This window comes from Sphingomonas sp. R647 (assembly GCF_020177055.1).
In the GTDB taxonomy this organism is placed as follows: Bacteria; Pseudomonadota; Alphaproteobacteria; order Sphingomonadales; family Sphingomonadaceae; genus Sphingomonas.
Genome location: NZ_JAIQXT010000003.1, coordinates 155,209 through 175,245 on the forward strand (window position 1 = coordinate 155,209; position 20,037 = coordinate 175,245).

11 protein-coding genes are annotated in these 20,037 nt (G+C 62.6%); 5 read left to right on the plus strand and 6 right to left on the minus strand.

Features of this window, described 5'->3' with window-relative positions; translation table 11 throughout:
- Nucleotides 1–9: 9 nt before the first annotated feature.
- The 5 genes from K9B35_RS07705 to K9B35_RS07725 all read right to left on the minus strand — a co-directional run bounded on the left by K9B35_RS07705 (nucleotide 10) and on the right by K9B35_RS07725 (nucleotide 5,058).
- On the minus strand, nucleotides 10–1,215 hold the full coding sequence (locus tag K9B35_RS07705) for a restriction endonuclease (RefSeq protein ID WP_224921252.1): 1,206 nt from the start codon (nucleotides 1,213–1,215) through the stop codon (nucleotides 10–12).
- A gap of 191 nt (nucleotides 1,216–1,406) precedes the next feature.
- On the minus strand, nucleotides 1,407–2,456 hold the full coding sequence (locus K9B35_RS07710) for a DNA cytosine methyltransferase (RefSeq protein WP_224921253.1): 1,050 nt from the start codon (nucleotides 2,454–2,456) through the stop codon (nucleotides 1,407–1,409).
- Nucleotides 2,457–2,470: 14 nt separating this feature from the next.
- Nucleotides 2,471–3,649 (minus strand): DNA cytosine methyltransferase, encoded by a 1,179-nt coding sequence (locus tag K9B35_RS07715; RefSeq protein WP_224921254.1) that lies wholly within the window; start codon nucleotides 3,647–3,649, stop codon nucleotides 2,471–2,473.
- Between the two features lie 2 nt (nucleotides 3,650–3,651).
- Nucleotides 3,652–3,912, minus strand: coding sequence for a hypothetical protein (locus K9B35_RS07720; RefSeq protein ID WP_224921255.1), 261 nt, complete (start codon nucleotides 3,910–3,912; stop codon nucleotides 3,652–3,654).
- A 108-nt stretch (nucleotides 3,913–4,020) separates the two neighbouring features.
- Entirely contained in the window at nucleotides 4,021–5,058 is a 1,038-nt protein-coding gene (locus K9B35_RS07725) for a phospholipase D family protein (protein ID WP_224921256.1), read from the minus strand.
- A 161-nt stretch (nucleotides 5,059–5,219) separates the two neighbouring features.
- Between K9B35_RS07725 and K9B35_RS07730 the strand changes: the two genes are divergently transcribed.
- The 5 genes from K9B35_RS07730 (at nucleotide 5,220) to K9B35_RS07750 (ending at nucleotide 18,711) form a co-directional block, all read left to right on the plus strand.
- The gene (locus tag K9B35_RS07730; RefSeq protein ID WP_224921257.1) at nucleotides 5,220–8,285 is read left to right on the plus strand and encodes a hypothetical protein; all 3,066 of its coding nucleotides are present in this window, start codon (nucleotides 5,220–5,222) and stop codon (nucleotides 8,283–8,285) included.
- A 14-nt stretch (nucleotides 8,286–8,299) separates the two neighbouring features.
- The gene (locus K9B35_RS07735; RefSeq protein ID WP_224921258.1) at nucleotides 8,300–13,720 is read left to right on the plus strand and encodes a DEAD/DEAH box helicase; all 5,421 of its coding nucleotides are present in this window, start codon (nucleotides 8,300–8,302) and stop codon (nucleotides 13,718–13,720) included.
- Between the two features lies 1 nt (nucleotide 13,721).
- Nucleotides 13,722–15,674 (plus strand): hypothetical protein, encoded by a 1,953-nt coding sequence (locus tag K9B35_RS07740; RefSeq protein ID WP_224921259.1) that lies wholly within the window; start codon nucleotides 13,722–13,724, stop codon nucleotides 15,672–15,674.
- Nucleotides 15,675–16,033: 359 nt separating this feature from the next.
- Nucleotides 16,034–18,076 carry an ATP-binding protein gene (locus K9B35_RS07745; protein ID WP_224921260.1) on the plus strand — a complete coding sequence of 681 codons (2,043 nt, stop codon included), beginning with the start codon at nucleotides 16,034–16,036 and terminating at the stop codon, nucleotides 18,074–18,076.
- Nucleotides 18,073–18,711, plus strand: coding sequence for an HNH endonuclease (locus K9B35_RS07750; RefSeq protein WP_224921261.1), 639 nt, complete (start codon nucleotides 18,073–18,075; stop codon nucleotides 18,709–18,711). Before K9B35_RS07745 ends, K9B35_RS07750 begins: the two co-directional genes overlap by 4 nt.
- A gap of 191 nt (nucleotides 18,712–18,902) precedes the next feature.
- On the opposite strand, the gene K9B35_RS20170 is transcribed toward K9B35_RS07750, so the two are convergent.
- On the minus strand, nucleotides 18,903–19,127 hold the full coding sequence (locus K9B35_RS20170; RefSeq protein ID WP_263622419.1) for a DUF3363 domain-containing protein: 225 nt from the start codon (nucleotides 19,125–19,127) through the stop codon (nucleotides 18,903–18,905).
- Nucleotides 19,128–20,037 lie beyond the last annotated feature (910 nt).

Genomic DNA, 20,037 nt, shown 5'->3' on the forward strand with positions numbered 1-20,037 from the left:
CGTTAGCAACTAGCTACCCTCCTCCGGTGCGATCGGCTGGCTACGCTTTTGGGCCATCACGCTCGCCGCATTCGCCGCGACATGATCAAGCAGCACCGCCGCGCCTTTGTCGAGATAGCTGCGAACCACGGCCCCGTTGATGAGCAGAAATTGTAGGTGGGTCGCGTTGGAAACCTCGCGCGCGTAGGAGATCGCCTCGCTCGAGAAGTCGCTGGTCGTGACAACGGCTACGACATGGGCTTTCGAGTAGATTGCCAAGCCGACCTCCTTCGCGACATCGCCAAGGCTCACTTTCCCGCTGACGCATTTGCATTGGAAGTTCCAGCGGGAGAACAGCAGGTTCTTACCTTCGGCGGTCAAGTCCACCTCGGCATAGGCGGTGTCGCGGCTCCGCAAGCGGAACGCCCTGGGCTCAAGGCCGATATCGAGGATCATCTTGAGCGCGAGAAGCTCCAGACCAAGTCCGCGATCATAGGTCTGCTTGCTCTCAAGCAGACGTCGCACTTCAGCTCGCGGCAGATCGATCTTCGCGCGAAGATCTGCGGGCACGATCTGATCGAAGTCGGGCAGGACGGATTCGATCGGGATGCTCATCAGCTTGGCGGATGGGACAATCGGGCCGCTCTTCCCGCCCCTACCGCCTGAAGCACCGGACACAGGAACCTCGAGCCAGCCGGCATCGGCCAGCGGCTTGATGACCTTGGCGCGAATCTGATCCTCGTCGAACCGCGCGCGATGGTCGCGCAGGCATTCGTCGATGATCTGCTTCGCAGGGATCTCGGCCCCGCCATTCGCTTCGGCGACACGCCGAAGCACCTGAAGGAAGATTTGCTGGCCAAGCGGAAGCTCGGCGAAGCTCGATCGCTCCGACGCCGAGATACCAAGCGCCGTCTTCATCACCTCCTCGTTGGGCTGTGGATTGGACAATCCCTCGCGGCTGAACAGCCCAGCCTCGATCATCCAGTTGAGCAAGGTCGTGTGGTCTGTCGTCGCGTTCGAGAGGCCCTCGATACCGATCACCTCAAGCTCGCGCTTCAGGCTATCCTTGCTGAGCCTGTCGCCACGCAGGTTCAGCGAACGGACAGCGTCGATGATCGCCATGCCATTGCGCGTATCGACCACATGTCGCGCCAGGCGCCGGGCAGCCTCGACGCTATCGGGTGCCGCGAGGATCGCCTTGCCAGCCTCCGTCAGCGCGAGGGGCGTTCGCGTCATCAGCCCAAGGCTCGAGAGCGTTGCGGGAATGTTGGTGCCGGCGCGCTTGTTGCCCGCGCTACCAAAGAATGCCCTATCCCATTCCACTACCACGGCCGTCATGTCTGGCGCGAGTTGATCAAGAATCTCCAGCGGGCGCCGGACATCGCCAATGATGCCGGGCGAAAAGTCGTTGAAGGATGGCAGGCGCCTCATGCAGCATCCCTACGCGGCGCGCCGATCGCCTCCGCGACGCTGCGGCCTACCGCCGCGGCGAGCTTGGGCGGGACAGCATTTCCAATCTGACGCCATTGCTGCTCGATCGTGCCAGCCAGTTCAAAGCCGTCGGGGAAGGTCTGCAGGCGCTTGATCTCGCTGATCCTCAAGATCCTGTTGCGCCAGTGGAACGGCCCCATATTGTTGGAGCGCCGGGCCTGAATCGTCCAGGACGGCATGTCAGGGCTGAGCTTCAGCAGGAACGACCAATAGCGGCCACGCCATTTGAACCTCGGGCTTGGGTGACCGCGCTTCTCGGTGAAGTAGAGATAGTTGTCACCGGGCGGCACCTGCCGGAGCAGGTCATGATGCTGTCCGCCAGCGAAGTGCCCTTCATCGCCAGCGTTCTCATCGGTGTCGAGATCTGCAAGCACCTCGCCCGCGGTGACCCAGGGAAGCAGTGAGGATTCCGGGTCGCTCGAATGAGTTGCCGGAGGCAGGGTCACCCGTCCGTCCAGTGATCCAACCACGAAGCAGCGCTCGCGAATCTGAGGCACGCCGTAGTTGGCTGCGTTGAGAACATCGGTGGTGACTTTGTAGCCAAGCTTCTCCGCCCGCTCGATGATCGTCGCCAGTGCTTCGGCGTGAACCTTGTAGGCAAGGCCCTTCACATTCTCGAGGATGAACGCCCGGGGACGAACCCAGTCGAGCATGTTGAGATAGCCGTTGATGGTCTCCCAGCCATTAGGATCCTCAAGCGCGCGCGGCATATCCTTCCGATAGAAACGGCTCTTCGAGAAAGGCGGGCAAGGCGGACCTCCAGCGACCAGATCAATCTCGCCGATAGATCCGCCGAGATGCGCAGCGATGTCGGCGCGCGTCAGCGCTCCCATCCGGCCGACAATGAATGGCGTGGCAGGCAAGCTGCGACGCCAGGTCTCAGCGCAAAGCGGTTCGAAGTCCGATGCAAGCACGGTCTCGAATCCAGCCGCGTGGAGGCCAAGGTCCAGGCCGCCGCAGCCGCTGAACAAGCTGATGCTACGCATTTCGTCCCGCCCCTTTACTTATCAACCGTGGCGAGAACCGCCTCGACCATCCGTCGAGCGAGCGGCGGCGGCACGGCGTTGCCCATCTGGCGCACGCGCTCGCGCCTGCTGCCGACGAGGTGATATCCCTCGGGGAAGCCCTGCAGTGCGGCCATTTCAACTGAGCGCAGGCGCCGATTTGCCCAGTGGAACGGCCCAGTCCAAGGCCCCGGCGAAGCGGCGATGGTCCAAGAGGGACGCTCGGGCGACAGTTTCAGCAGGAAGTTCCAGAACCTGGTCTCGGTCTCGAACGTCGGGTTGGGGTGACCCGCCCACGCGGTGTGCGCCTTGTAGTTGCCACCTGGAGGCACGGTCCGAAGATGCTCAGCCCAGCGTCCCGTGACGATCTCCTCCGGCTCGAAGAATTGCGGCCTGTCAAAGCCCTGAAGCGCCTCGCCGGCGGTGAGCGCAGGCTTGAAGCCTAGCTCGCCCTTCAGCGTGTGCGTCGCCTCTGGCGCTGGCGGCGCGCCACGCTTGGCTCCGAGCAGGAAAACGCGCTCGCGGGTCTGCGCGACGCCATGCTCCGCGGCGTTGGCCGTGACCTGGGTTACTTGATAGCCAGCCGCCTCGGCCGCGTGCTTAAAACCATTGAGCACCGGCAGGTTTCGTGGATGCTTGATGCTCGGCACGTTCTCGAACACAAAGCCATCAGCGTTCGATTCAAAAATGAGCCGCCAGAACTCCTCGACAAGCGTCCGGCGCGCATCGGGACGCGCCTCGGTTGGCGCAGATGGTTTCGCCATCGGCAAGCCGGCCGCTCGGGCACGGCGATAGCGCGATTCCTCGCCGTCCTCGACCCAGTAAGCAGCTTTCGAAAATGGCTGACAGGGGGCCCCGCCAACAACGATCAAGGGGTCGCCGGGCGCCAGCCGAGCCGCCTGACGCAGATCCAGCCCGGTGATTGCGGCGACATCGCCTTCGACAACCGCGCCATGGTAGCGCTCGTGCGCGCGAAGCGTCTTGCAGGCAACGGCGTCCAGTTCCACGCAGGCGCGAACCTCGCAGCCTGCGTCGGTCGCACCAATGCTGAGGCCGCCAGCGCCCGCGAAAAGATCTATGACGGGCATCCGTGCTTTTCCGCGAGGAAGTGGCTTCGCGGCCGTGCGGCCCGCCTCGGCGCTCCGAGGCTCCGCAAGAGGATCGAGAAGCGCCATGGTTAGCCGCGCCGTGCGAAGTCGAGCGGCAACTGAGCTTCGCGACCCTGTTCTACCAATTGGTCGACCGCGTACCGGATGAGCCACGCCACGCTCACTTTGTGCTTATGCGCAAGGTCCTTGAGCGCCTGTTCCTGGCCTCGCGACAGCGAAGCAGTCACTCGTGCCACGCCCTCTTCCGCAATTACCGCCACGCCCATCCTCCGCTGCAACTTGCAGCAAGTTACTGCACTATGCACCAGGTTGGTGCAATAGAAGAACATATAGTGAATCAGATAAATTTGTAGAGCGTTACGTCAAGCGCCGCATGCGTCGCGATATCGGTCATGGCCACCCCGGCACGATGTAGCTTCACAGATGCACCTTGGGCATCAGCGCTTGCGGCTAAGCGCGCGAAGCTCAACCACAAGCTTGTCTGCGGTCTCGATGAGCCGCGGATTGCCGGCATGCAGCCTTTCCAGGCGCCGAGCATCGGTGCGCGCCATCGCCTCGGTGCCATGTTTCAGACCAAGGCTCGCGCGCATCGTCCTGTTCCGGCTCGCCAGAACCGCCCCGACATCAGCATCAAGGCCAACAACATAGGAACGCTCGTAGAAATAATATCGGAAAGTGCCTGTGCTCGCGCGATGGGCGCAGATGAAACGGCCCGGCCAGGCATCGATCTCCACCCGGCTCCAATTGCTAAACACGTTGCCAGGATTCCAGGCGCGGATTGCTGCCTTCTCGGCGCGGGTGAGGAGGGGGAGGGGCCCAGCTGCGTCTGCAGCGATCTTGGCTGCGGCAATCTCGTCCCGAGCCGGTGGTGAGGTGGACCCTGCGGAGAGAACCAGGCCTACCCCACGAAACCGGTCCGGGCTGGCAAGGATGGCGTCGAGCAGCGACATCGGGTTAGCCGCGCGGGCAGGTGGTGCGCCGGGGCTGAACAGCGCTGCCGCTCTGCTGAGCTCAGTCTTGCCGACCTGGCGAGCGCGAGCCCAAAGGCCCTCGAACCAGGACGCTGCATCGACCCACGCCGCGCTCCCCGCTGGGTGCAGGGTTCCTGCCTCAATCAACGAGGCGGCCACGCCAAAGCCTATGCCGCCGCCTGATGCATTTGCCGAACAGGCGATCATGCCGCGATCGGAGATATAGACCTTGGCGTGAAGTCCATCGAGACAACGCAACCTCGCACTGCGTGGTGCGCCCAGGGCGGTAAGCGCCTTAGGGTTGGTGCCCCCCAGCGAGATGTCGCAGATGATCCGCGCATCGGTTGGAATGCTAGCGGGGGCGAGAAGCGTATCGGCTCCCTTGCCGAGGAACGCGACTGCGCACCGAGCCTTGGCTCCGCCCATAATATCCCCAATCGCGTCGCTGAGGTTCTCCCCTGCGAGGAAAGCTGCTTCGGCCGCCCTGTGCTTGCTCGCCGGCAACGATCGATCCTCCTTGCAAGCAGAACCCGCTCACTTACGCCCAGACCAATGTTGACGATGCTTTAATAGTGTAAGTCAACAACTTGAGCGCGATTGGCTATTTCTTTGGTTGCACAACAAAGCGGCTTGCTCAACGATAGGCGCGGGAGGGAAATCACACCTTGAGCAACCTGCGCGATGCTGCGCTCGAGCGCTATCGCCGCTGGAACGGTGCCATCTACACGGTGCTCTTCAGCGAGCCTCGAGCCCAGACCCCTGTCTATCTTTACCTCGAGACGGACCTCCTCGCGAGCGCGGCATTGCTCGCCGACGTGCCGGCGCCAGATGCGCGCACAAATCTCATCGCCTCAGTATCGGGAGCGCTTGGCTGGGATCAGATCGACACGCCATTCTTGTGGCACCTAGCCGAAGCGGATGTGTGGGCCAGCGATGGGATGCGCGAGCCGCCACCCTTCCTGGCACTGCTGGCCGTTCTGGTTCTTGGCGCAGAGGCGATGGTCACGGACACCCAGCACGCCGCGCATAACTATTATAGCCGGCTGCTCGCGCTCCTAGAGCCCAGCGACACGCTCGCCGCGAGAATCCGGCGCCATTTCAAGGACACGGTTGAACTGTGGCAGCTGCTCAACGACTGGCTGCTGCAGTGGGACGGCGAGCTCGGGCTCCCATCCGCCCAGGTCACCGATCGGCGCGTGAACATTGGATACCCAATTTCGCAGGCACTGGTCAGCGCGCAGGATCGGCTCCGTCTCGGGGATGCATTCGAGGAGTATGGGCTTAGACCGGGGCGACGGATGGCGCCGCTCGAGATGGAGCAATATCTTGATCACTGGCTGTCGCACTCCGGCGCACCAACTCGCCTGAAACGGCTCTGGGGGAATGAAGAGGTTCGGCGCCGCATCACGCTGATCGCATGCGGCGAACTCGAGGCTTGGGCAGGTCCCGCGATGCAAGTCGCCCAAGAGCGCGCCTCGGGCCGCGTTCCCTTGCTGTGGCGCGGTGACCTGACTGCAGGTGCGTTGCCAGCGATTGATTTGTTCCTTGCATGCCAGGCGGATCAGTCACGGGTTATCGGAAGCTATCGTATCGTCGATCCAACCGATGCGACGGGTCGCGAAGGTCTTGCGCGCGCGGACGGACGCCTTGAGATCGCAGCGATGCGGGGCAGCGAACTATGCGCGCTGGAACCGTGGAGCGCGCTCTTACCGGGCGCGCTGCTCGCAGGCGCGTTCACCCTCGCACGTGAAGAGAGCGCCACGGCCTTGGTGTCGCGCTCGCCTAATCCTATCCTGGTGCTAACCTATGATGAGCGCGATGCGCTGTGGCACGAGGTGACCAGGGCGCAGCTTCTGGAGCGCTGCATTGTCCTCGCGCATGCCGATATCTTGGCCAAGGTCGAGCCACATCTCGAGCGCTACGCACGCCCAGGCTATCAGAAGCATGATTCTCGGACGCTTGATGGGCTGCCGGATGGCTGGGTCGCGTTTCTCGAGGTCATGCTCGCGGACAGTCCCGAGAATGAGGCGTTGGGCGTGCTCGCTGCTTTGTCGCCGTTGCGGGCTGACGTCATCACGCTCGATGGTGGGCTTCGGCTCGGGCGCCAGACCTGGCACGCGGATGCGCTACCCGAGCTTGCCGCCACGCTTGCATCGGAGCGGCCGCTGCGCCTCGCGATCGAGCAGCGTCGTACCCTCGACGAAGGAACCGGTGGACTGCCAGTGGCCGTCGCGGACGGCCGCGCCAGCTTGACGCTCGCAGGGCTTGGCATGGCCAGCGGTGACTATCTCGCGACCCTCGATGTCGCGGAGGCGAAGGGCAGCAGCCGCCGGGTGGATGAGGTCGCGTTCCGGCTTCGCACCGCTAGCCATCCACGCCCTCTACGCTCTCAAATGGCGAGCCAGGTCGGTTATCTCCTCGATGCGCCGCGCGGGCTGGTAACCGCGACCCCGCTGCTCGACGATGATGCCCCCTTTGTCCAAGGCGCGTTGCTCGAGGGAGAGGCCCTAACCTTTCCCGAGCACGCGCCATCGCTTGCAACGGCGCTCGCGCCCGCGCTGGCGCCTCCTCCTGCGCGTGAAAAGATACTGCCAGCCTCGGCGCCCTTCGCCATGCCATGCGCGCTGCGGGGGCACCATCACTGGATCATCGATCGCGCTGCACCAGAGGACAACCGATACACGCTCAAGCATATGGAGTGCCAGGACTGTCACCGCGAGGAATGGCGGCGCAGCGGTCCAATGCGCCGGGCGGGATCCTCACTCCGTCGGGCTCCTGGCGGCCTGAGGCAGCCGGAACGCCCCCGTGCGCGGCTGCCGGCCGCCGGGCCGAGAACTTGGTCGCGGCCCACGCTGGCGCTCATGCTCGATGCCTTGAGCTATATCGGCTCAGGCAGCTGGGCGATGCTGCGCGAGATGACCCAGTCCCTTGCCCCCGATCAACCCTATCTCGCACCCGAAGCAGCGCGCGCGTTGGCGGCGCTCGGGCACCTCGATATTGCTCTCGACCCGCGAACCCAACGGCCGGCCAGCTGGCAAGTGGCGCCCGCGACCTTGGTCGAGGCAAGCGATGCTAGCTGGGTTCTCGCGGGGTCGCGCTCGGATCGGCTGGTTGGAGCGCTGCTCGCTGCAGCTGGCACAGCTGCGTCGATCGAGGGAGAGGCAGAAGGGCTTCCCGTCGTCCGAATTCGTCCCAACGACCCGGATGCGCTCCTCGAGATCGTAACCGATCTTGAGGAGCAGGGCTTCCTCGTGGCGATCAGCGAGCGTTTCTCAGAGCGGTTGGCGCAGCGGCTTGTGCCGTTAGAGGCGTTGCTCCCGGCAGCGGAGTTGTTTCGCCTCGGCGGTGATCGTGTCGAGCGCCTCGACCTCGGGTCGCGCCAATGGATTGATGCGGGCGACGGCCGTGGCGCCGGCGCTTATCGCGTCCAGCACTATGCGCGCCTTTGCGGGGTAGTTCAGCACGGTGAGGACGGCATGATGCGGATTACGGATCCGCTGAGTGCGAAGCATATTGCGGCAGCGCAAGCTGGTACGCCACTGGTCGCGTATGATCCCGTCGGTGGCGTCCTGTCTGTTCCGATCGGGGCCGAGTTGCCCGGGTTGCTCGACCGCGTCGCGACACTTTGCTCAGGCGCTCCAGCCTTGGTACGGCGCGACAGTTGGTCAATCCAGTATCTCTCCGTCCCCCCCGAAGTTGCTGGTCATATCCAGCGCTCGCTTGGTCTCTAGCCTAAGGATATCAAATGGCTCGCGCGACGCCGACCAGCCTCTACAATGCGCTGAAGGAAGGCTATCTCCGCTATTTCGATACCGCGTTCTGGCTTCGTGACCCGCAGCTGGTTGCCGAGCGCCGCCGCTTGCTCGAGGAGGATGGGCTCATCTTCCAGGAGCCGCTTCTGGAGACATTGCTTCCTTATCCTGAGGGCCCGACCATCGCCGATGCTTGCGCGGCTGCTGGCGTTGATCCCGCGTCTGCTTCCAAGCTGTCGAACATGCTGTTTCCAGGGGCGCCCGAGCGCAGGTTGCGCACCCATCAGGCGCAAGCGCTCATGGTATCGCTGGCGCCCGCTGCTGCGAGCCGCCGCAATCTCGTCGTCACGACAGGCACGGGCTCGGGCAAGACCGAATGCTTCCTGCTGCCGATACTCGCACGCCTCCTGATGGAATCGCAGCATTGGGGCACTCCCGCGCAGATCGAGCCTTGGTGGGAGGACGCGGCTGCGCAAGGGACGTGGCCGCACTTACGCAGCAGATCCCATCGTCCAAGCGCAGTACGCGCCATCGTCCTCTATCCGACCAACGCGCTGGTCGAGGACCAAGTGTCACGGCTACGGCGTGCGTTGCAGGCATCGGTAGACCGGTCCGGCGCGCCATCATTCTTCTTCGGGCGCTATACAGGCGCCACGCTTGGCTCGCAGACACTGCCGGCCCTGCTGGACAATCCGCCAACCCAGGAGGTGGCAGCGGACCTTCGCCGCATCGAGGCAGAACATCGCGCCATCGCTGGGCGCGAAGCAGAGCTTGTCTCGCAATTTTCCGATCCACGCTCAGGCGAGATGCTGACGCGCTGGGACATGGTGATGGCCGCCCCTGACGTCCTCGTCACCAATCTGTCGATGCTCAACGTGATGCTGATGCGCGACGCGGAAGAACGGATATTCGCCTCGACGCGGCAATGGCTCGCGTCAGACCCTGATCATTGCCTGACCTTGGTCGTCGACGAACTGCACAGCTATCGCGGAACGCAAGGCACGGAGGTTGCGCTCGTGGTCCGCAACCTCCTGCGGCGGCTCGGACTCGCGCCGACCTCACCCCAGCTGCGTTGCATCGCGACCAGCGCTAGCCTCGATGGCCAGGCGGGCCGGGACTATGTCGAGCAATTCTTTGGCGTGCCGCAGGAGAGCTTCGAGATTATCGAGGGAGATCCAGCGCCCGTGCCGCCCCACCGCCGGCTCGTAACCTCAAGGCTTGCCGCACTGCGAACTGCCGACGACGCGACGCTGGCGCAAGCCGCTGCGAGCGACGGGCTGATCGAAGCGCTGGCCGGCGCTGCGCTGAGCGATGGCGACAGCCGGCCCAAGCCTATCAGCCAGGTACGCGACGCCCTGCTCGACGTGCCGAGCGGCCCAGAGGCAGTGGATGCCATGGAGGCAGTGCTCGCCGCGATAGGGCAGCGCGACGCGGGCTTTGGCGCGCCCCGCTTTCGAGCCCATGCGATGGTGCGCATGATCCGTGGCTTCTGGGCATGCGCTAACCCGAACTGCGACCAGGTGGAGGAATCCTTCCGAAGCCCGGAGCGGCGCATCGGCAAGCTCTATCCCGCTCCGCGGGCGCGTTGCGGCTGCGGCGCGCGTGTCCTTGAGCTTCTCTATTGCTTCCAGTGCGGCGAGCCGTCGCTTGGCGGCTTTGTCAGCAGCGATAGCGCCAGCGCAGCCACGCCCGATCAATGGTACCTCAACGCGGGGCCACGATCCGTGCCGGCCCGCGAGGTCGAGCTCGTTTTCCGGCGGCGATACGATCAATATATGTGGTACTGGCCTCGACCGGCACCGACGACGCCAAGCTGGACCAAGACGCCCCCGGGCGCGCAGCGTCCGGTTCGCTTCTCGTTCGAAGATGCCATGCTGGACCATGGGCTAGGCCTGCTTCGTAAGGCCAGACGCTCGGAGGCGCCGACTGGCTGCTATCTCCGCGTCGCGCGCCAGCCCGAGCATGACCGGGCAATCATTCCCGCACTCCCGGATCGCTGCCCACATTGCTCGGAGACTGGCTATAACAAGGAGGCAGCGGTCTATTTTGGCGGCGTGGTGCGAACCCCGATCCGCGCGCACACCACTGGCACTGGGCAGGTCACCCAGATCCTTACGGATCGGCTTGTAGATACCCTTGGCGACAATGGCGCAGCGGCGCGAACAATCGTCTTCACCGACAGCCGAGATGATGCAGCAAAGGTTGGCGCCGGGCTCGAGCATAACCATTTCCGCGATCTTCTGCGCCAGCTGCTGCGCCGAGCGATCGCGCCGCGACAGCAGCGCTCGATTGCGATGTTGATGCGCGATGCGGCAAGCGGCGTACAACTCGAAGGGGAGGAAGCAGAGCGCCTTGCACGAGGCCGCTCGCAAAATCCCGACGCCTGGGCTGCCTATCGGCTCGCGGCGCGCGGCGCCGCCGATGACGAGGAACTGGCGCTGATCGAGGCCTTTCAGCGTGAACTGGCGGCCTCGCCAGATCCGACCTGGGGTGAGGTGTTACAGGAGATTGAGCGCGAGATGGTGTCGCTGGGCGTAAACCCTGCCGGCCCCAAAGTGTCCTTGCGCAAGATTGAGGGAATCGACTGGTGGCAGTTCTACGATGCTCCCAGCGGGGAATGGAGCCGGCTGCCGCCGGGCAGCAGCAGCCGGGGCGCTAGAACGCACCAGCTGATCCTTGCCCATGAGCTTGCTGATGTGATCTTCGATCGTGCGGGGCGCGACCTGGAATCGATCGGCGCGGCATTTCTTGCGCCGGTTCAGCCGCTTGAGCGCGCGATCTCGCTGCCCGGCAGCGCAGCTGCCGAGGTGCTTGCCTCGTCGATCCGCATCATCGGCTTGCTCAAGGGCTTTAGCGAGGATCCAACTGCTGGACGCGGCGGGTTCGTCAACCAGGACATGCCGACGCGCCTGCGCGACTATCTTGCTGCGGTTGCTGTAAGGCTTCGCGTCGATGCGGCCCAGCTCAAGCAGGAGGTCCAGGACACGCTGCAATCTGGTGGGATTATCAGCCCAGAATGGAGAATTCGCACTGAGCGTACCGCAGATCTCAGCCTGGCCTTTCGCCTGCCGGCGAGCGATGCTGCCTATCGCTGCACGCGTTGCGCTCGCGTCCATTGCCATCGCAGCGCCGGGGTCTGCACCAACCACGCTTGCCACGGCACCGAGCTTGAGTTGATCCCGCGTGGGGACGATCTGGACGACTATTATGGCTGGTTGTCGCGCCAGCCGGCACATCGGCTTCGCGTCGAGGAGCTTACCGGGCAGACCAAGCCGCTTGAGGAACAACGACGACGCCAGCGCCAGTTCAAGGGTGCCTTGCTCGATCCTCCGCGCGAGAATGTCCTGACGAGCAGCATCGATGTCCTGAGCGTGACCACCACCATGGAGGTCGGCGTCGACATCGGTTCGCTGCAAAGCGTCGTCATGGCAAATGTTCCGCCGCAGCGCTTCAACTATCAGCAGCGCGTCGGTCGTGCCGGCCGAGCCGGGCAGCCATTCTCCTACGCTGTGACGTTGTGCCGTGATCGTACCCATGACGACTATTACTTCAACAATGCCCAGCGCATGACCGGGGACGCACCGCCACAGCCCTATCTTGACCTTCGACAGGACGACATCGTCCGGCGGGTGATCGCTGCAGAGTTACTTCGGCGTGCCTACCTGTCGTTGCCCGCTGATCAACGGCCGATCCGTACCAAGGACAGCAATCATGGCAGCTTTGGCCGCCGCGCAGATTGGCGGCAGCAGTACCGAGCGCCGATCGCAGCATGGTTGTCAGGCGCGCCTGAGGTGCCCGACGTCGTGGCTGGCCTGCTCGCGTGCAGCCCGGGCGATATTGCCGCCCGCATTGTCAGGCTGTCGGCATGGGCGCGTGAGCAGCTGGCGGCAGATATTGATCGCGCTGTGGACGATGCTCGCCTGATCCAGGATGAACTGAGCGAGTTGCTCGCAACTGCGGGCCTTCTGCCGATGTTCGGTTTCCCCACCCGGGTGCGCCCGCTCTACGGACATTGGCCGCGTAGCAGGCGTGACGAGGATAACGCCAAGATCTCGGATCGGCCGCTCGACATGGCAATCTCTAGCTTCGCGCCGGGGTCTGAGACCCTGAAGGACAAAGAGATTCACGTCGCCTGTGGTTTCACAGCCTTTGAATTCAGCGGCCGCACGGTAAGGCCGATTGACCCGCTCGGCCCCCAAGCGATGCTGTCGCGCTGCAGGATCTGCGAGGCGACCGAGCTTGATGCGAGCCAGCCCGGACCGTGTACGGTATGCGGCAACGTAACCGAGATTGTGCCGCTCCATGAACCGCGCGGGTTTCGCACTACCTACCGCGCGATCGACTATGATGAGCAGGCTGAGCGTGGACCTATGCTGCCGCCGCCGCAGCTTGGGCTGATGCCGCCGGACGCTCCCGAGACGTTGGTTGGCGGGCTTGCACTCCAGCCCATGCCAAGCGTGCCGGTCGTGCTGCTGAACGACAATAATGGCCAGCTCTTCTCACTCGCGCAGGAACGCGATGGCAGCCTGTGCGCATGGGACCCAGCGCTCTACTCGCCTAAGGTCGATCTCACCAACCGCACGGCCCGCAATGATCTGCGTATCGCAATCGGCAGCATCAAGACCACCGACATCCTCCTGCTTGGACTTCGATCGAGCCGTATTCCCGGGCCCGACGATGTGATCGATGTCCCGGCGGTGCCCGCCGGCCTCGCGCTGATCTGGTCGTTCACCGAACTGCTTCGCCGAGCAGCAGGCACGGTCCTCGACATCGACCCTGCGGAGCTTCAGGCGGGTCTGCAGGGGCTCCGCGTCGGTGCGAGCCAGACGCGACGTATCTTCCTTGCAGATGCGCTCGAAAATGGCGCTGGCTATGCACGCCAGCTGTCGAACGCGACGCTCATGACAGAGGTGCTTGAGGCGATGCGCATGCGATCGGCGGAGGTGTTCGAATCGCCACGCCATCAGCGCAATTGCGACAGTTCCTGCCCTGATTGCTTGCGCAGCTATGATAACCGCTTCCTTCATTCGCTGCTTGACTGGCGGCTTGCGCTGGACGCTGCCGATCTTGCCGCTGGCTTGCCCTTGGCAACACAGCGCTGGCTGGGGCTCCAGGAGGAGGAGGCCAACGCCTTTGCGCGAACGATCGGCAGCGACAGAATGCCGATCGAGGCGCGACCAGCGGCGGGGTTGATGACCTTGCGCGCCCCCGAGACTGCGTCCGTGCTGGTGCTGACCCATCCGCTCTGGCGCGGCCTTAACGAGATGGCCCATTGGACAAGGGATCAGCATGATGCGGTGAACGCGATCCTTGCCGAAGGCGAGGATGTGACCATCGACTTCCTCGATCTATGGCAGCTTCGCCGCTCGCCCGAGAAGGCGTTCCTGAAGCTCGCCCAGCCTTCGGTGCCATGAGATGATTGAGATCATAGGCCCCGAGGACCGCGATGAGACGCGCTATGCCGAGCGCCTTGCCGCATTGCTGCGCCAGGCTTGGCCAGACATTGAGGAAAGCAGTGACGTCATCAAGATTGCTAGCTGCGCGAAGGTGTTTGGCGGCCGGGTGCAGGATATCGACCTGGTGATCCTTGCGCGCCTGAACGGCAGGCGGTTTCGGCCACGCCGTAAGGTCTTGATCCAATCGCCCGACGGCGCTCGTGAGCATCTTGGCGATATCAGTCTGCGCAACCTGGTCCTTACCATCGAGCTCAAGAGCCACGATCCGCGCGACGTACGCTTTGACGGACTGGGAGTGTCGGTGCGCTACCGCCAGGACGGTTGGAAAAGTGCAACCGAGCAAGCTGTCGAGCAGATGTTCTCCTTTCTCAGCGACTGCGACCAGCGGCTTGGCGAGCGGCCGCGCGTCATCAACTTGGTGGCGCTTCAGAATGTCGAAGATGCGGATCTGCCACGTCGGCCGCACAACATCCTGGCCGGGAACCAAGGACTGGCGTCGATCCTGACGACCTTGGCGGAGATGCGGCAGCCATGGCTTTCTGGCGGCACGGTGCCGTCGCTGTCGTGCTGTAACGACGGGCTTGCTGACCGGCTCGAGCGGCTCCCGATTTTCATCCCGTTGCAGCCGACAAAGCTTGACCGCCGTCGCATGGAGCGCCTCGCTCAGCGTGCACCTCAGCTTGACACGCTTGAAGACGATCTCGGTCAGAAAGCCTTTATCCTGCGTGGCCATGGCGGTACCGGAAAGACCAGCCTGCTCCTCAATCTTGCGGCGCGCGCCTTTCATGAGCGCGGCGCCCGCTCGCTCCTGCTAACCTATAACCAGGCCTTGGCCGCCGACCTTCGACGCCTGATGGCGCTGACGGCCATTCCTGGCGCGGATGACGCGGGCGGGATCCGCGTCGAGACTGTCATCACGCTGGTCGGCCGGGTGCTGCAACGCTTCGACCTTTTGCGGGAGGATGAGGATCTCCTGTCCGACTATCCAGCGCGTGCGCGAATGCTCGCCGAGCTTATTGCGGCTGGAGATATCAGCGAGGAGCAGCTGGCCGGGCTCCGGACTCGCGAACCAGATCTTTTTCTCTTCGACCATGTGCTTATCGATGAGGGGCAGGATTGGCCGCCGAGCGAGGTGGAGATCATCCGCTCGATCTTCGGCCCGGAACGGATCGTCGTCGCCGATGGCATCGATCAGCTGGTGCGGGGCGATGTCGCCAGCTGGCGCTATGGCGCGGCGGGGCGTGCGGTGCGGGTTGAGCCACTCCACGACAGCCTGCGGATGAAAAGCAACCTGGCAAGCTTCACGCGCTTCGTGGCTGGCGAGCTCGGCGTTCCCGGCTGGAACCTGCGTCCGAATGACCAGGCGCCCGGCGGTAAGGCGCTGCTTGTGGAAGGCGACCTGCTACGCTCGGCAGCGCTTCATCATACTTTGATTGCGGAAGCCAAACAGGCCGGGAACAGCCCTATCGATCTTTTGTATGTGGTGCATCCTGAGCTTGCGCGGGTTGGCGCAGATGGGCTGAGCAAGGCTGCCAGCTTTCTCGCAAGCCAAGGGTTCAGTTGCTGGGATGGGACAAGCTATGATGCTCGAAGAGACATGCCGCGCGACGTGATGGCCCCACGCATCGTACATTATGAAAGTTGCCGAGGCTTAGAAGGCTGGACCGTCATCGCCGCGGCTCTCGACTGCTTCTGGGAGCGGCGGTTGGCGGCTGGCGCCGATGTCTTAGCCGATTCGCTCGTGCTGCCCGAGCAGGCTGCGCGGCAACGCGCCGCACAATGGATGATGATTCCGTTGTCACGCGCGATGGACACGCTTGTGTTGAATGTGACGCGACGCGACAGCGAAATTGGCCGCGTGCTGGAACGTGCTGCGCGCGCCATGCCAGATATCGTCAGCTGGACGCCCTAACGGTTAGGGCGGCGGGCACGCCCGGACGCTCTAGCCCATGCAAATGATACAGGGCCGGCACTCGGTGGAGACAAGACAACGGTACACGGGCCAAGGGTCCAAAAATGCCGACCGCACCAACGTTCGGGTGGTACGGGCGCTACGCATAGTGGTCGCCGTGGAACTGCCTTGAGGCTGCGAACGGCTGAGCCCACGACACTCCTTGTCTAATGGATCTGCGTTGGTGCTGCCATCAACGGCGAAAGGCAGCAACTTGTTGCCATTGGCAAAGAGCCACTCGATCTGGCATCCATCAAGCCGGGGGGGGACGCGATGCGCTTGTCGTGGGCGCCTTCCGACCGCGACGAAGGTATCCATAAATGGCTCGACTCTCGAAAAAGAGATTATTGGACATCATTGTTGACTCGCTCGAGCGCTCGGGCTGCGCAATCACAGCGACTTCATCAGGAGATGAGCATCCATTTCGGTTTGAGATCGAAAGTGGAAGTTCATCGGTAAAGGTTCGAACTTATATCTGGAATACGACCCATGGCGGTGCATCGCGAAGTGTCGATGAATTCAGGATCCAGATCACAAGCGGGATACAGGCGTTCGAGCGAGAACCGCATGGCGTCACGCTCATCCTTGGTTGGAGCGAGACTTACAAGGTTTTTGCGGGATTCGATATTGCCTATCACGACGGTTCGCTAGGCTCGTCACCATCGATTCAAATCGGCGAGGCTACGATGGCTCTTGCCGCTACTCGCGGCTTCGCTGCTCAGCAGAAGTCGAATCGCGAAATCGCCGTCGCGGTTCGCAGGGACAAACTCGCAGATTATGTTTTGGCGCACACCGCTGTTCACGCAGGCAATGTGGATCTTTCTGACAAGCCAGACCTTGGGCATGCACCGCCTTCCGAGGGCATCGATTTTGAGTTGCTGGAAGTGGAGGCGGCGGCGGTCAACATCGCCACCCTGTGGCGGAAAAATCCCGTGTGGATGCATCCTCAAATCAAACTCGATCATCGTCCCGCCGCGGCAGCGCCGCCCAACTGCGATCACTTAACGGCGGTGATCGGGCGAAATGGGACTGGCAAAAGCCATCTCTTGAGTGCGATCGTAGATACATTCATCGGTCTGGAGTTAGTTGCAACCCGACGCCGGAATCGGCTTCGCGCAATGCCTTTAGCGCGACTCCGATACAGAATAGGCGAGAAGATATGCGAGCTCATCCGTAAACCTAACGGTGACTGCGATGTCACCGTGAACGGAACTCCGATTGAGCTAGGGGACGCGCCACTGCCTCAAAGAGTTGTAGCGTTGACGATCACGCCGTTTGATAAATTTCACGTCCCCGAACTATCGCGCTCTTCGAGCGGAGAGGAGCAGCCGTCTCGCTATCGCTATCTTGGGCTCCGGGACCGTACCAACAAAGCATCTATCGAAAATTTGCTCTTCCGTTCTTTGAACAGCCTGTTCGAGAGGTCTAGCAATCCAGCTGTAAAGCGAGCCCGTATTGGGCGTGTATTCGAATTTTTAGATCTCGTTCCGAAAATTACCGTCGTCTATCGTGTCAGAATTTCGAAGGATGTTAGTGCTGTCGCAGCAGCTGGTAAGTCCATCTTGGCGCCGGGAGTCATAAAAAATCGAGCGATCTTCCATCGCGCGAGCGAACTGGTGAAGTCCGAAGAGTTTTCGGAGGACGAAATCGCTAATGCAATAAACCAAGTTGGAGCGCGCTCCCAAAATGGATTCATCCGCCTAACCGCGGATTTTGGAGACGGAGGGCAACTTGATAATCTGTTTGCCGCTTTCCAGGGATTGCGGCGGTCGGGATTTCTTCAGCTGCGCGCCGTCGAAGTGGAGCAGAATGGTGGATTGGTTACCGATCTAAAGCGCGCGAGTTCGGGTCAACTCGGCATGGCGACGGCCCTGCTGTCGCTTGCGTCGGAGATACAAGACGGAAGCCTTGTTCTGATAGATGAGCCCGAGATCAGCCTGCACCCGGAGTGGCAGGTCAAATACATCGGACTGCTTTTAGAAACCTTCGAAGCGTACGAAGGATGTCACTTTATTATCGCAACTCACTCACCGCTTGTGATCTCGGAATTGCCTCCCCACGCTACGCTCATCGCACTAGACAATCCGGATTCACCACCAGCTCCGGCTCTCGCGGGCCAGTCCGCCGACGTCCTACTGGCTGAAGCGTTTCAGATGATTTCGAATGGCAATCTGCATATCCGTGATTTGCTTGTGCAAGCGCTTCGCGACGCGGCGGACGGAAAGGCGGCAACGCAAGAGTTCCGCGATAGCGTGGATCATTTGTCGAAGCTCACCAAAGATCTGCCACCTGAAAGCGGAATTCGTACCGTGGTGGAGGGACTGTCCGAAGCTGCAACTGACGCGCTATCCGACGCAGAATGATGCAGGCGATTACCTACTCCGCGGCAGAGAAGGCCATAGTTGATGCGTTTAACGCGCTGCCATTTAATGACAAGAAGGCGTCATATTGGTCAGATGACGTAACGAAAGCGACTCGAGACGCCATAAAAGACTTCTATATCTTGGAGCAGGATTATCGCTGCTGCTACTGTCGCCGGAAGGTGTTATCCAAAAATAAGGGTGACTGGCAGGGGGATCACGTCATCGCTCGCGATACCCACGCTCAATTCATGTTTGAGCCAAAGAACTTGGCTATCTGCTGCAGAGGCTGCAACGGCGAAAAATCAAACAAGAATGTACTCAGGAATGCGAAGCGCAAGACATTCCCCGTGAACTCTGATGACTACCTGATCGTGCACCCTCACATGGATGACTATGATGATCATATCCGCTGGTTTGGTCAGGTGTGTGCCCCACGTAAATCAAATAAGGGAGCGAAGACTATAGAAATGTGCGGCCTCATGAGGTTTGCGGCAGATTACGCCGGCCTGGACACCGACATGAATGACCGGCGCTTCGACGAGCTCGTCGGTCAGCTGATGACGACCAATTCCAAGCTCGAGGGTGCATCTATCTTGGCGGGTTTGAAAGTGTATATCGATAACCTAGCGAACTGACCTCGGGACTGAAGGCATTTTGCTCCCGCTCAGCAGCGCGCAACCGCCGGTTATACCGACTCGCGGAGAACGCGCGCGGAGGCTTGGCAAGATGCTGGCGTCTGCTCAGCGTCACCTTTGACACGAAACTCTCTTAACTCACCGTCTGCCCAGTTCGCCCCCGACCAAACTGCCAATCAATCCCCTCGGGATCATTCCGCAGATGCAGGTCGATCGAATAGCGCCCACCAAATGCGTTGGCGACCGTCGATCGTTCGGTCGACTTGCGTCGCCTCCGCGCTACGCGGATCAATCCGGACCGTCGATCCTTCCGGCACGATGGCGTCGCGTCGCCGCGCCCCGATCTCGATATAGTGAACCCGGCCGTCGATGCCGTCCATCATGACGGAGTGCCGGTCGAGGAGTTCATTGGACATGCCCGATGGATCAGTCGCCCGACGATAGGTCCACTCGGCTGGTCGTCGAAGACATGGTCGGCAGCGGCGCGGTCTAACCGGCGGGCGGTCAACTCGCAGAGATGGTGCGGATGATATCGCCGCGCTCGGCGATGTGGCCGAGCGCGGCATCACCCTTCGGCGGGATCAAGGCGGCGAAGGGCGGCTTCGAGCCCAAGCACGAAGTTATGTGAGAGACATGGGGGAGTTCGAGCTTAACGATTGGTACGCCTGGGATCGCGTCTGCGGGCGCCTGAGGCTGTTAAGCCCGCGGCGCCTCGCGCATGGCGCGAGCGCGCTCTATCGCCCGCTGCGCGGAGCGACCGAGCCTGAAAGTCTCGGCCTTCGGTAATGATCGCTGGCGCTGCCGGCGGGTCGGCCTGAAATGGAGCGGGGCTGATGACGCACTCTGCCGGCTGACGCCGGACAGGGTGCGGCTCCTGATCGCGGCCCCGCGGTACTCCGGCTGCGCAGCCGGGCGGCGCGCCCGGTTTCGGCGCGGACGACATCTGCCGCCCGGCGCTCGAAGCCCGGTTCGACGCCGCTGATCCGTCTGCTCCGCTCGGGGTGCCAGCCTTTGTAGTGCGGCTGCGCCGCAGGTCTGCTGCGGTCGCCGCTTGCGCGGCGGCGCTGTTTGCGGGCTTTCCCGGAGTGCGGGAATGGGCGGCGCTCCCTGCTAGGTCCGCCCGCGTTCCCGGCAAGCCGGGCTGCGCCCGGCTCCTTCACTCCGTTGCGGCCCTGCGGGTGCCGGCCCCGCTCTTGCGGACCTCTCCGATCGCTTTCTGCCGCCCACCCCCGCTTCCGGGGGCCGTGTGGTTTTCGGGACGGTGCAGGAGGCTCGCGATGTGTGGTGGTTGCTACTGTTTGGTTTTGGGAAAAGTTCGGGAGTGGG